The following is a 13097-nucleotide window of genomic DNA, read 5'->3' as shown; positions in this document are numbered from 1 at the left end:
CCGGCGCAGTGTCGTGCGCGCTGACTTGCGCGCTTGTCGTTTCACTGTCGGGTTGCCAACGGCAGACCGAAACACAGAATGGCGATACGAGGCCAGCCGTGCAACTCACCAGGGTCGAACCGGCCGATGCTTCCGCCATTCGCATTTTTACCGGGCGGGTCGAGCAGACCAGCATCTCGCCGCTCGCCTTCGAAGTATCGGGCCGCGTCGTGCAGATCGCGGTGCTCGAAGGCGCGTCGGTGAAACGCGGGCAACTGATCGCGCGGATCGACGAGGAACCCTACAAGCTGCAACTGCAACGCGCGAACGCGCAGTATCAGCAGCTGAGCGACAACCTGAAGCGCCAGGCGGTATTGCGCCAGGACGGGATTCTGTCTCAGGCTGCCTATGAGCAGTTGTCGGCTTCCACCGATGCCGCACGCGCGGCACGCGACCTGGCGAGCCGCGACCTGCGCAATACCCAGCTCGTCGCGCCATTCGACGGCCGGATCGCTCGCCGCAACATCGAGATCCAGCAGGTCGTGCAGGCTGGGGCGCCCGCGTTCAATCTGGAAAACATCGGCCGTGTCGATGTCGGCGTCGATTTGCCTCAGAGCATTGCCGAACGGCTATTCGTCGACAAGACGCTGAGAGCCGAGGCGTGGCTGCCCGAGCGGCCGCAGAACCGCTTCCCGCTCGTGTTCCGCGAACGGACCACGCAGACCTCGCCGACTTCGGCGGCCTACCGGCTCGTGTTCTCGATCGAAGGACCGCAAAGCGCGATGCTGTTCCCCGGCATGGCGCTGCGCGTACAGATTTCCGACACGGCGCGTCAGGTCGCGCAAAACGACAACAAAGGGTACTTCGCGATTCCGATCGCCGCGGTGTCGATCGGCGCGGACGGTCAGCGCAGTCTGTGGCGCTACGACGCCGCGTCCGGCCGTGTGCATGCGGTGCCGGTCAGCGTGCGCGAAATTCGCAATGACGATGTGGTCGTCGCGGGGGCGGTTGCGGCGGGCGAGCGCGTGGTGGCCGGCGGCTCACAGTTCATGAAAGAGGGAATGGCGGTCCGTCCAATGGATGCGCCTCAATGAATCTCGCGCGCCCCCTTATCGAAAAGCCGCTGATCGCGTGGGTTCTGACGCTCATCTCGCTGTTGGGCGGCATCTTCGCGTACTACAACATCGGGCGGCTCGAAGACCCGAAGTTCACGATCAAGACTGCGGTCGTCGTGACGCTGTATCCGGGCGCGAGTGCGCACGAAGTCGAGCAGGAAGTGACGGACCGGCTCGAAAGCGCGATCCAGCAGATGCCGCAGGTCGACAAGCTGACCTCGCGTTCGACACCGGGCTACTCTGAAGTCCGCGTCGAGATTCGCGACCAGTACACGTCGGCGCAACTGCCGCAGGTGTGGGACGAGGTGCGCAAGTCGGTATCGGATGCACAGCCCCGGCTTCCGCCGGGCGCGGGACCGTCACTCGTGGTCGACCGTTTCGGCGACGTCTACGGGATGTTCTACGCGCTGACCGGGGAGGGCTACACGCAGGCGCAACTGTATGAGTACGCGCGCGAACTGCGCCGCCAACTGCTGACACTCGGCGACGTGTCCGACATCGTGATCGCCGGTGAGCAGCAGGAGCAGGTCTCGGTCGACGTCGACCAGGCGCAACTGATCGCCAACAATCTGTCCACCGACGATCTTGCGCAGACGCTGTTCCTGCAGAACGAGGTTCGGCCCGCGGGCCGCGAACGTGTCGGCGACCTGTCGTTGCGGATTGCGCCGTCCGGCTCGCTCGATTCGCTGCAGGCCATTCGTTCGCTGCCTGTCAACAATACGCCCGGCCCGCTGCTGCTCGGCGACATCGCGCGCGTAAGCCACGGCTACGCGACGATTCCGAACCACGTCATTCACTATAACGGCCAGCCCGCGGTTACGATCGGTATCAGCGCGCGGCCGCGCGTCAATGTGGTGAGGGTCGGCGAGGAGATCAAGGCGAAGCTCGCCGAACTCGAGCGTGACCGCCCGATCGGCATCAAGCTGCACTCGCTTTACGATCAGCCGCAGGTCGTCGACGAGAGCGTGCGCGGCTTTATCTTCGACGTGTTCCTGTCCGTGGCGATCGTCGGTGTCGCGCTGGGCATTGCGCTCGGCTGGCGCGCGGGCGTCGTGCTGGGCGTCGAGCTGTTCCTGTCGATCCTCGGCACGCTGCTGGTCATGTACGCGGCAGGCATCGAGCTGCAGCGTATCTCACTCGGCGCGCTGATCATCGTGATGGGCATGCTGACCGACAACAGCATCGTGGTGGTCGAGGGGATGCTCGTGAAGGTTCAACGAGGCACGTCGCATCTCCAGGCGGCGACGGAGATTCTCAAACAAAGCCAATGGCTTCTGCTCGCGTCGACCATTGTGGGGATTCTGGCTTTCTCGGGCATCGGCCTGTCGCCGGATGCGGTCGGCGAATTCTGTGCGTCGTTGTTCGCCGTCGCTGCGATTTCGCTGCTATTCAGCTGGGTGATCGCCATCGCCCTGACACCGCTGTTCGGCACGTATCTTTTCAAGCCCGCGGACATCATCGATGAAGACCCGTTCAAGTCGAAGCTGTACCAGCGCTACGGCGAGCTGTTGTCATGGGTCACGAGACAGCGTGTGCTCGTGGTCATCGGCCTCGTCGCGCTGACCGTGCTGGCCGTGGTGGGCGTTCCGTTTCGTCGAGCAGAGCTTCTTCCCCGCGTCGACCACGCCGATCTTCTATGTCGACATGCGCTTGCAGCGCGGCGCCGATATCCGCGCGGTCGTCGAAAAGAGCCGCGAGGTGGAGAAAGTGCTGCTCAAGCATGCGGACGTCACCAACGTGCAGACCTATATCGGCTCGGGCGCGACGCGTTTCTTCCTCGTCTACGATCCGGAGGGGCGTGATCCGTCGTACGCGCAGTTCATCGTCGGCGTGAAGGACCAGGGCCTGATCGACGACATGATTCCGGAGATCGAAGCGGATCTGAAGAAGCGCTTCCCCGAACAGCATTGGACGGTCACGCGGCCGAACTTCGGTCCCGGCGGTGGCGCGGCCATTCAGGCACGCTTCTCCGGACCCGATCCGGCCGTGCTGCGCCGCTTGTCTCAAGAAGCACAGAATGTGCTGAAGGCGGACGGCCGCATCATCGCGATTCGCGACGACTGGGAGAACCCGATCAGCATCGTGCGGCCGGAATTCGACGAATCGCGGGCGCGCTCGCTCGGTGTGACGCGCCGTCAGGTCAGCGACACGATGGCTTATGCAACCGAAGGCCTGCGGGCGGGCATCTATCGCGAAGGCGATCAGCTACTGCCGATCGTGCTGCGTTCGCCCGACTACACGCGTGGCGTCGCGGGTCTGCAGGACCTGCAGGTGTTCAGCGCGGGGCTGCGCCGTTACGTGCCGCTCGGCGACGTGGTCAACGGCTTCACGGTCGGTACGGAGGAAGGCCAGATCGCGCGCGAAAACCGGATTCGCACGCTGACGGTTTCGGCCAACCCGATCTATGGGCAGAACAGTGTCGACGCGTTCAACCGCATACGCTCCAGCATCGAGAACATCAAGCTGCCATCGGGCTATAGCTTCGAATGGGGCGGCGAGCACGAATCGTCGACGCGCGCGCAGCAGAGCCTGTTCCGTCAACTGCCGCTCGGCTTCATCGGCATGGCGCTGCTCGTGCTGATGATGTTCGGACGCCTGAAGCCGGCGCTCGTCGTGCTGCTCGTCGTGCCGATGTCGATCGTCGGCGTCACGCTCGGTCTGCTGCTGTTTCGCGGCGCGTTCGGCTTCATGGCGTTGCTCGGTCTATTGAGTCTGATCGGCATGCTGATCAAGAACGGCGTGGTGCTCGTCGAAGAGATGGATTCGCAGATCGCCGCGGGCGTGCCGCGCATGCAGGCGGTGACCCACGGCGCGATGAACCGTCTGCGGCCGGTGATACTGGGGGGCGGTACGACGGCGCTCGGCATGGCGCCGTTGTTGTGGGATCCTTTCTTCAAGGACATGGCGATCACGATTATGGCGGGCCTTGTTTTTGCCACCGTGCTGACGTTGGTCGCCGTGCCGGCGCTGTATGCGATGCTGTTCTCGATCAGGCAGGCGGAATGGGAGCCGGGTCGACACCCGGAAGCAAAATGATCCGCGCGCGCCCTTATCTGCTCGCCATCGCGGCCCTGCTGCTCGAAGCCGGCTGTACGGGTTCATTGCAGCTGCAAAAGCCCGCCGCATTTCCGCCGCAGTATTCGGAGGCGCAACCGGGCGTGGCGACACCGATGTCCGAGCAGCAGCTCGCGGCATGGTGGACCCAGTACAACGACCCGACGCTGAACAAACTGATCGATCTCGCGCTCGCGCACAACTTCGACATCGCGACCGCTTACGCACGCGTCGATCAGGTGCAGGCCGGTATCCGGCTGGCTCGCTCGCAACTGCTGCCGTCGGTCGGTGCTGGCGTGAGCGCTGCGAAGTACCACGGCGCCGAGACGCAGCTCGAATTCGCGGAATTCCTCGGCATCAACAATACCGATGCGCAGTTCTGGCGTGTCGGCTTGCAGGCGCGATGGGAGATCGACCTGTTTGGTCAGGGACGCGCAAGGCTCTCGGCGGCACGCGAACAGGCACGCGCGGCCGCGGGCGACGCGGAGGCGGTACGCCTGAGCGTGGTGTCGGGTGTCGCGGATCTGTACGTCACCTATCGCGGGCTGCTGCGTCAGCGCACGATTTTGTTGCAGAGCCGCGCGATCGCGGACGACTTCGTCGACATCGCCGGGAAGAGCTTTAACGCGGGTCTCGTGCTGAGTACGGACATCGAAGCAGCGCGCGCCGGCCGCGCGCAGGTCGATGCGCGTTTGCAGGACGTGGAGAACGGCATCGCGCAGGCACGACTCAATTTGCAGAATCTATGCGGCGTGCAGCCCGCGGAATTCGCGGGGATTCTCGATGAAAGCGACACGCTGATGACCGCGCTGCCGCATATCGAGCCCGGCCAGCCGGTCGACCTGCTGATGCGGCGCCCGGATCTGATCGCGGCGCAGGCACGCGTGAATGCGGCGCTCAGGCAGTCGGATGTCGCGCGGCTCAACTACTGGCCGACCATGTCGTTGAGCGGTTTGCTTGCACGCAATGGTTGGGAGATCGCGGGTCAAAGCCTCGGGGCCAGCACGTTCTGGCTATTCGGCGCGGCGATGGCGATGCCGCTGATCGACTTTGGCGCGCGTCGCTCGCAGGTGGAGTCGTCGGATGCGCAGGCGCAGCAGGCCATGTTGAACTACGAAAAGACCGCGCTCGGCGCGTTCTATGACGTCGACCGTGCGCTGGCGCGTTTGAACCGGCAGGACGAGTTGTTCAAGGCACGCAATGAAGAAGTCACGCGTCGCACCACGCAGTTGAGCCAGGTGCGACGTCGCTACGAACTCGGCGATACCGGCCGCGTCGATATCGATCAGGTGCGAGTTGCGCTGCTCGAAAGCCAGTCGTCGCAGGCGAGGGAAGAGGTCGGCGAACTGCAGGCACAGTTCGCGCTGTTCAGGGCGTTGGGGGGCGGCTGGTTGGCCAATCCGCCAGTGGCCTCGAATACACGAGCGCCGACGGAACCCGCGCCCGCCACCGCACCGGCACCGGCCGCACAGTGAACGACCAGGAGGAGTGCGGTCCGGTACTCGCAAGGCCGTTGGCTTCAGTCGGGGAGGACTAACAGGAGATGCGCAATGCACGCGTACCTGCTCCGCGTAAGTCCCTTTCTGGAGGAAATCAGCTTCTCTGAAGGGTGGACGATGGCAACCCAGGTCGAGACGAAACTGTCGTTGCCCGCATTGACCGCGATGGTCGTCGGCTCAATGGTGGGCGCAGGGATTTTCTCGCTGCCGCGCAATTTCGCGCGCGCGACCGGACCGTTCGGCGCGGTCATTGCATGGTGCGTGGCGGGCATCGGCATGTATGCGCTGGCGCGCGTCTTTCAGGCGCTCGCGCAGCGACGGCCCGAGCTCGATGCGGGCGTGTTCGCATACGCGCGAGCGGGCTACGGCGATTATGCGGGCTTTCTATCCGCCTTCGGCTACTGGATGGCCGGCTGCTTCGGCAACGTGTCGTACTGGGTGCTGATCAAATCGACGCTTGGCGCTTTCGTGCCCGCCTTCGGCAACGGCAATACGGCGACCGCGATCATCGTGTCGTCGGTGGGCATCTGGCTGTTTCATCTGGTGATGCTGCGCGGCGTCCAGCAGGCCACGATGATCAACACGATCGTCACGGTCGCGAAGTTGATTCCAATCGTGCTGTTCATCGTGATGCTGATCGCGTTGTTTCGCGCCGACATGTTTCGCGCGAATCTGTGGGAACGCAGCGATCAGATCGGCAAGGGCTTGTTCTCGCAGGTTCGCGCGACGATGCTCGTCACCGTCTTCGTGTTCGTCGGTATCGAAGGTGCGAGCGTGTACTCGCGCTATGCGAAAAAGCGCTCGGACGTCGGCGCCGCGACGATCACCGGCTTCGTCGCCGTGCTGTGTCTGCTGGTGCTGGTGACGCTGCTGCCTTACGCGACCTTGCCGCGCGCGGATATCGCGGTGATGCGCCAGCCGTCGATGGCCGCGGTACTCGGCGCGCTGCTCGGCCCATTCGGTGTCGTGTTCGTCAGCGCCGGTCTGATCATTTCGATCCTCGGCGCGTACCTCGCATGGTCGCTGATCTGTGCCGAGGTGCTGTTCGCCGCCGCGCGTCTCGAGACGATGCCGCGTATCTTCGCGCGACAAAACGAGCGCAGGCTGCCGGTCGCCGCGATCTGGCTCACGAGTACCGTGGTGCAGTGTTTCGTAATCAGCACGTACTGGTCGACCGATGCGTTTGCGCTGATGCTCAATCTCACGAGCTCGATGGCGCTGATTCCCTATTTTCTCGTGGCCGCATACGGCATCAAGGCCGCGCGTTACGATAGTGGACAGAATGGCGGCACCTTGAGCGGCGCGTTGCGCACCGAGTATTTCGTCGCGATGTTCGCGACGTTGTATACGGCCTTTCTGCTGTTCGCGGGCGGCGTGAAGTTCCTGATGCTATCGGCGCTGCTTTATGCGCCCGGTACGGTGCTGTATGTGGTGGCCAAACGCGAGCGCGGCCAGCGGGTGTTTTCGAAAGTCGAGTGGGTCATCTTTGCCGTCGCGGCCTGCGGCGCGATTGGCGCGCTGATCGGCCTCGCGATCGGCACGATCGTCATCTGAGCGGTCGATCATCGTAGTCGCACGAGCGCGGCTCGATCGGAACGTGTTCGCGGGAGAGCGATCGCAGCCATGGACAAGCGCGTCAGACTTTCAGCGCCGGGCCTGATGGCGATGGTGATCGGCTCGATGGTCGGGGTGGGCGTCTTTTCGTTGCCGCAGGCGCTCGGCAAATATACCGGCGTAGTCGGTTCGTTGATCAGCTGGACCATCACCGGCTCCGGCATGCTGATACTCGCGCTGATCTTTCAACGGCTCGCATGGCGCAAGCCGGAACTCGACGCTGGCGTCTACACGTATGCGCGCGTCGGGTTTGGACGCTACACGGGATTTCTGTCGGCGTTCGGCTACTGGTGCGCCAGCTGTCTCGGCAACGTGGCGTATCTCGTGCTGATCAAGTCCGCGCTCGCGATCGTCGCGCCTTCATTCGGCGCTGGCAATACGTTTAGCGCGATCGTCAGTTCCTCGCTGATGATCTGGGTGTTTCACTTTCTGATACTGCGCGGCGTGAAGGGCTCGTCGGTAGTGAATGCGTCGGTGACGGCCGCCAAGTTGTTCGCGCTTGGACTGTTCGCGGTGCTCGTGCTATCGAGTGTCAAGTGGCAGTTGTTCGTCGCGAATCTGTGGACCATTCCCGAGCCGTCGGCGACCGGTCTGTTCGGCGAGGTGCGCAAGACGATGTTGGGCACGGTATTCGTGTTTCTCGGCGTCGAAGGTGCGAGTGTCTATTCACGGCATGCACGCGAACGGCGCGACGTCGGGGTCGCGACCGTACTCGGCTTTCTCTGCGTGCTTGCGTTGATGGTCATGGTCACGTTGTTGTCGTATGGCGTGTTGCCGCTCGAGCAGTTGGGCACGCTGAAAAATCCGTCGATGGCTGGCGTGCTGAGCGCCGCGGTCGGCGCCTGGGGCGCGGTCGTGGTCAAGCTTGGCCTGTTGATATCGGTACTCGGTTCTTATCTTGCATGGACGTTGCTCGCCGCCGAAATTCTGCACGCGGCGGGCAAGAGCCGAACGATGCCCGCGTTTCTCGGGCGAGAAAACCGCAACCACGTACCGGTCGCCGCACTGTGGATGACGAGCCTCGTGATTCAGGCTTTTCTGATCGTGACGCTGTTTTCGAAAGAAGCGTTCACGCTGGCCAAGGAGTTCACGACGTCGATGAACCTGATCCCGTATCTGCTCGTCGCCGGCTATGGGTTGAAGCTCGCAGCGAGCGGCGAATCGTATGCGGGGCAGCCGTGGTCACGGCGCATCGATTTCATGCTCGCGCTGCTGGGCTGCGGCTACGCGCTCTTTCTCGTGTACGCGGGCGGCCTGCATTATCTGTTGATGTCGACCGTGCTTTATACGGCGGCGACCGTGTGGTTTTACATCGCCGAGCGTCGCAAGGGGAAACGGCCTGTGTTTACGCTGCTCGAACGCTGGCTGTTCATTGTGGTTCTGCTTACCGGGCTGGTCGCGTTCGTCGATCTTGTGCGCAATCATTTTGCGGCTTAAGGCAACACTGATTAAGTCCACCAATCTGGCACGTCAAGCGTTATAGAGATCGGATTAAACGAGGAAGGCAGAACAGGATGAAACAGCAGACGCTGGCGATGGCAGCCGATCAAGGTGCGGGTTTCGAGACCCACCGCAAACGCACGCGGCGCGACGAGTTTCTCGACACGATGAATGCGATCGTGCCATGGTCGCAGTTGTGCGCGGTGATCGAGCCGCATTATCCGAAGCGCGGCAATGGCCGCCCGCCAATTGGTCTGGAGCGCATGCTGTGGATCCACTTCGTGCAGCACTGGTTCAATCTGGCCGACTTCGCTTGCGAAGAGGCCCTCTACGACAGCGCCAGCCTGCGTCGCTTTGCCGGAATTGACCTGGGTTGCGAAGGTGTGCCCGATGCGACGACGCTGCTCAAATTCCGGCGCCTGCTGGAGACGCACAAACTGGGCGAGCAATTGTTTGCCGAAGTCGGCCGGGTCCTTCAGGCCAGCGGCATGAAGCTCAAAAGCGGCACCATCGTGGACGCGACGATCATCGGCGCGCCGAGCTCGACGAAGAATGAGCAGAAGGCGCGCGACCCCGAGATGCATCAGACCCGCAAGGGTCGCCAATGGTATTTCGGCGCCAAGCTGCACATCGGTGTGGACAGCCAGAGCGGCCTGGCGCACAGCGCGGTGCTCACGCCCGCCAATGTGCATGACAAGCATCCACTGCCGCAATTGCTGCACGGGCAGGAGCGGCGCGTCTACGGCGACAGCGCCTATGCGAGCCAGAAGGCACTGATCCACAGCAAGGCGCCCAGGGCGCGCGACTATACCAATCAGCGCACGCGCCGTGCGGGCGGCGAAGTCGACGAGGTGCAGCGCGGCAAGAACCGCAACAAGTCGAAGATCCGGGCGCGAGTCGAACACGTCTTCGCGGTTGTGAAGCGCCTGTGGGGATTTACCAAGGTGCGCTATCGAGGGCTGGCAAAGAACGCCAACCGGGCGTTCGTCGCGCTCGCACTGGCGAACGTCTACCTGTCGCGCAAGAAACTGATGGCACCGGTACGCCCATAGTGGGCGAAAGGCGGGCAAAGTGCCCGCCCAACAGGCCTGCGAGGGCCGAAAAGCAAGGGCTTAAGCTCGGCCTCATCACTTGGCGAAGTTCAAATCGCTGACACGTCGCCGATTTACCCGCTTGTTCAGCTTTGCCTTAAGGCTCGCGCTCGCGCGCCGCGCGGCTCACATGATCGCGGCCTGGCGAATGCAGCGGATGAAATAGTCGGCCGGGCGCGTGTGAATCGCGCCTTCGCGCTGCATTAGATGCAGTCTCGCCAGCACGCGGGGCAGCAACTAGCGGTTTCGGTTCAAATGGGCCCGCGAGGGCGGACCTGCTGTCGCGCGGGGTCCGCTAGAAGAAACACGGCGGCGACGCCGGCGGCGATGGGGCATTGCGACGGGCCGACTGGGCTGGATGTTGAAAGCACTTCTTGCACCTATGACGCATATAGGACTCTGCTGACTTTTTTCTTGTTAGCGCATCGTACAATCCGCCTCTGTGCAAGGCGGGGATGTTTTAATTCCTCGCCGACGAGTTGGGGTGCGTTGCGCTATCCCATCTTCATGATTGATCCATGCCAGGTTGTATGCCGAAAAATTGCTTTGTCTTTCCCAAAGCACACCGGCTTTCTCACCGATTTTGCATCGTTTTAACTAATAGTGGTTCGAAAACTTCTATTTGCGTGGTGCAAAATGCTTTTGTGGATTGATCAAGCCAATTTGATATGCGCTATTTGGACTGCACCGACTGGTGCGCTTAGATGATAGGCGTTCCCGACGCCGTTCGCTTCATTAGAAGCAGGAAGGTTGCGGCTCTCGATCTTGCTGCTGAGGTGTGCGGCTAGGCCCACGCAAACGCAGCGTCCCGTGGCGACACACAGGATCAGGGAAGTCGACGAGTGGCATGGGACGAGATGCCCTGCGCCTTTCTCATCATGTAACGGCGTGAAATGACATGGTACTTTGGTGACAAATCATGCAGGGTGTTTCGGCAAGAAAAAGGTATTCACCTGCGTGGTATGGAGTGTGAGTGAACAAAATAAGAGTGGGTATCGCCGACGATCATCCATTTATTCTCCTCGGCGTCGAGCATCTTCTTCAGCGTTGTCCTGACATCCAGGTCTGCTTCAAAAGCGAAAGTATCGGCCTGCTTCTCCAGCGGCTGGTTGAAGTGCCAGTCGATGTTCTTGTGTGCGACTACGAATTCGAAGGCGATCCGTATGCCGACGGTCTCAATCTTCTTGACCGGATCCGGCGTGTCGCCCCATCCATACGAGTAGTTTTTCTGAGCACGCATTCTTCCACGCACATCATTTCAGCTGCGCTCAACGCGGGGGCGGCCGGCTTCGTCGGTAAGGGTCCCGAGGGCTTTGTCAGCCTTACCGCTGCCGTTCGCGTTGCAAAAAATAAAAGCGTGTTTCTGCCTGATTCCATTGCGGACAAGATGTTGCGCGCAACGGGGCGCGCAGCGCAAGGCGGATCTTCTCTCAATTTGCTATCTGAAAAAGAATCGACGGTCGTGCGAATGATCTGCGACGGGATGTCGATCGCAACAATTGCCGAGCGGCTCAATCGCAGCCCCAAGACCGTGAGCAATCAGAAGAACGCTGGCATGAAGAAGCTCGGTGCCAGAAACGACGTAGAACTCGTCACGATCGTGCGCGAGTGCTCCTGCTCGTAGCAATTGCCTCGATTCTCAGGCGGATTCCGTAGTTCTCGCGGCGCCTTCTCTCTATCGTATGGTGGTCCTGTGACCTGTTCAGTTCGAGGAATCGACACGCCGTTTCTCGACTGACCTATTTGGTCTTTCATTTTGGGTATCGGCCCATTAACACCGATCTTCTTCAATGAGATCATTCCTCTGCCTTGACGATCGCTGGACGTCCCGGCTTCACAAGGGTTTGTAGTTCTGAAATGGCAACAAAGAGGAATCTCATGAAAAAACAAGTAACGCAACTCATGATCGCGCTGATGGGCCTGTCCGTCGCGCCGATGGTTTTCGCCCAAGCTACACCGGGCACAGGTCAGGTAACGTTCAATGGAGAACTGTATGACGACACCTGTGTGATCAACTCGGGTGACGAGGACCAAACGGTCACGCTGCCTCGGGTGTCTTCGCAGACGCTGCCTGCGGCTGGCGTAGTCGGCGGGTCCACGCCTTTCAACATTTCGGTGTCGCAGTGCCCGGCAACGCTGAAACAGGTCGCGGCGCATTTCGAGACCACGAACATGGACCCGGTTACGCGTAATGCCATTAACCAGGCAACTACCTCGCCGGCCCAGCACGTCGAAGTGCAATTGCTTGACCACAATGGCGCGAATGGCACGATGTCGGTGCTTCCGCTGGGCAGCACGGGCGAGTTCGTTGATGTTGGGAGCGACGGTACGGCAACGATGTACTACGCCGGCCAGTACTACGCAACAGACAGAGCCACGGCCGGTAACGTGACGGCTGTTGTTCGCTACACGTTGGCATACCAGTAAGCGAATCTAAGCCGAATGGCATCGGGTTGCTCTTCTAGTTCGAAGGCAACCCGAAGTGGCATTCCGCTTATCTGTCGCGTGGAGGAGCGAGTGACTTCAATGAAGTTTCCAATGTTGTTCGCCGCAGTTGTCGCCTTAAGTGTGACCTCGTTTGCTGCACAAGCTGCTATCACCATTACCGGTACCCGAGTTATTTATCCGGCGCAAAACCGTGAAGTCAATGTTCGTTTGAACAATGTTGACAGCCGTCCGGTCCTGGTCCAGGCGTGGCTGGACGACGGCGATGCGGCAGCTGCCCCGAATGAAATCAAGGTGCCGTTCACGTTACTGCCGGCGGTATTTCGGGTCGAGCCTCACAGAGGGCAGGCTTTGCGCATCATGTTCACAGGCGGCGACATGCCGAAGGACCGTGAGGCTGTCTATTGGCTGAACGTTCTCGAAATTCCGCCGAAGCCTAAGGACGCTGATGACCGGAACATGATTCAGCTCGCGTTCCGAACGCGTATCAAGATGTTCTACCGGCCGGTATCGTTGCTCGATGACCCAACGGCGGGGCGGGCCCAGCTGAAGTGGCATGTCGAGGCAAATGACAAAGGTCAGAGCATCGTTCGTCTGGACAACCCTTCGCCCTACTACATTTCCGTCGGCACGGCAGAGGTAGAAACGGCAGGCAGGAAAGTCGCTCTTTTGCCCGATATGGCACCGCCGTTCGGGCACGTCGATCTCCGTCCACAAGATGGAAAGCTGGATATCAAAGCTCCTGCCACCGTTTCCTATACGGTTCTGAACGACTTCGGTACAGCGATCAAGGACTCGGCGGAAGTGACAGGTGCTCAAAGCGCGGAAGCGCAAAAGAATCAATAATTGAAATACGGGAT

10 protein-coding genes are annotated in these 13097 nt (G+C 61.3%); all 10 read left to right on the top strand.

Annotation, left to right across the window (positions count from 1 at the left end; translation table 11 throughout):
* Positions 1-98 precede the first annotated feature (98 nt).
* The 10 genes from OKW28_RS15665 to OKW28_RS15620 all read left to right on the top strand — a co-directional run bounded on the left by OKW28_RS15665 (position 99) and on the right by OKW28_RS15620 (position 13083).
* Positions 99-1073 carry an efflux RND transporter periplasmic adaptor subunit gene (locus OKW28_RS15665; protein ID WP_429447086.1) on the top strand — a complete coding sequence of 325 codons (975 nt, stop codon included), beginning with the start codon at positions 99-101 and terminating at the stop codon, positions 1071-1073.
* On the top strand, positions 1070-2896 hold the full coding sequence (locus OKW28_RS15660; protein WP_429447084.1) for an efflux RND transporter permease subunit: 1827 nt from the start codon (positions 1070-1072) through the stop codon (positions 2894-2896). Before OKW28_RS15665 ends, OKW28_RS15660 begins: the two co-directional genes overlap by 4 nt.
* Positions 2793-4130, top strand: a complete 1338-nt coding sequence (locus OKW28_RS15655; protein ID WP_429447083.1) for an efflux RND transporter permease subunit — start codon at positions 2793-2795, stop codon at positions 4128-4130. Before OKW28_RS15660 ends, OKW28_RS15655 begins: the two co-directional genes overlap by 104 nt.
* Positions 4127-5623 (top strand): efflux transporter outer membrane subunit, encoded by a 1497-nt coding sequence (locus OKW28_RS15650; protein WP_429447081.1) that lies wholly within the window; start codon positions 4127-4129, stop codon positions 5621-5623. Before OKW28_RS15655 ends, OKW28_RS15650 begins: the two co-directional genes overlap by 4 nt.
* Positions 5624-5764: 141 nt before the next feature.
* Entirely contained in the window at positions 5765-7201 is a 1437-nt protein-coding gene (locus OKW28_RS15645; RefSeq protein WP_429448718.1) for a basic amino acid/polyamine antiporter, read from the top strand.
* A gap of 69 nt (positions 7202-7270) precedes the next feature.
* Positions 7271-8698 (top strand): basic amino acid/polyamine antiporter, encoded by a 1428-nt coding sequence (locus OKW28_RS15640; RefSeq protein WP_429447080.1) that lies wholly within the window; start codon positions 7271-7273, stop codon positions 8696-8698.
* Positions 8699-8775: 77 nt separating this feature from the next.
* The gene (locus tag OKW28_RS15635) at positions 8776-9753 is read left to right on the top strand and encodes an IS5 family transposase (RefSeq protein ID WP_429445188.1); all 978 of its coding nucleotides are present in this window, start codon (positions 8776-8778) and stop codon (positions 9751-9753) included.
* Positions 9754-10765: 1012 nt separating this feature from the next.
* The gene (locus tag OKW28_RS15630; protein ID WP_429447078.1) at positions 10766-11416 is read left to right on the top strand and encodes a response regulator; all 651 of its coding nucleotides are present in this window, start codon (positions 10766-10768) and stop codon (positions 11414-11416) included.
* A 254-nt stretch (positions 11417-11670) separates the two neighbouring features.
* Positions 11671-12219: a fimbrial protein gene (locus tag OKW28_RS15625; protein ID WP_429447076.1), complete on the top strand. Its 549-nt coding sequence runs from the start codon at positions 11671-11673 to the stop codon at positions 12217-12219.
* A gap of 99 nt (positions 12220-12318) precedes the next feature.
* Entirely contained in the window at positions 12319-13083 is a 765-nt protein-coding gene (locus tag OKW28_RS15620; protein WP_429448717.1) for a fimbria/pilus periplasmic chaperone, read from the top strand.
* Positions 13084-13097 lie beyond the last annotated feature (14 nt).

The sequence above is a fragment of the Paraburkholderia sp. 40 genome, from assembly GCF_050434105.1.
GTDB lineage: Bacteria > Pseudomonadota > Gammaproteobacteria > Burkholderiales > Burkholderiaceae > Paraburkholderia > Paraburkholderia tuberum.
This window is presented reverse-complemented; position numbering and strand designations above follow the sequence as displayed.

Bases quoted from the DNA above. Each gene is read 5' to 3' on its own strand.
- OKW28_RS15660 (WP_429447084.1), top strand. From the start codon at position 1,070: ATGAATCTCGCGCGCCCCCTTATCGAAAAGCCGCTGATCGCGTGGGTT.
- OKW28_RS15650 (WP_429447081.1), top strand. From the start codon at position 4,127: ATGATCCGCGCGCGCCCTTATCTGCTCGCCATCGCGGCCCTGCTGCTC.
- OKW28_RS15645 (WP_429448718.1), top strand. From the start codon at position 5,765: ATGGCAACCCAGGTCGAGACGAAACTGTCGTTGCCCGCATTGACCGCG.
- OKW28_RS15640 (WP_429447080.1), top strand. From the start codon at position 7,271: ATGGACAAGCGCGTCAGACTTTCAGCGCCGGGCCTGATGGCGATGGTG.
- OKW28_RS15635 (WP_429445188.1), top strand. From the start codon at position 8,776: ATGAAACAGCAGACGCTGGCGATGGCAGCCGATCAAGGTGCGGGTTTC.
- OKW28_RS15625 (WP_429447076.1), top strand. From the start codon at position 11,671: ATGAAAAAACAAGTAACGCAACTCATGATCGCGCTGATGGGCCTGTCC.
- OKW28_RS15620 (WP_429448717.1), top strand. From the start codon at position 12,319: ATGAAGTTTCCAATGTTGTTCGCCGCAGTTGTCGCCTTAAGTGTGACC.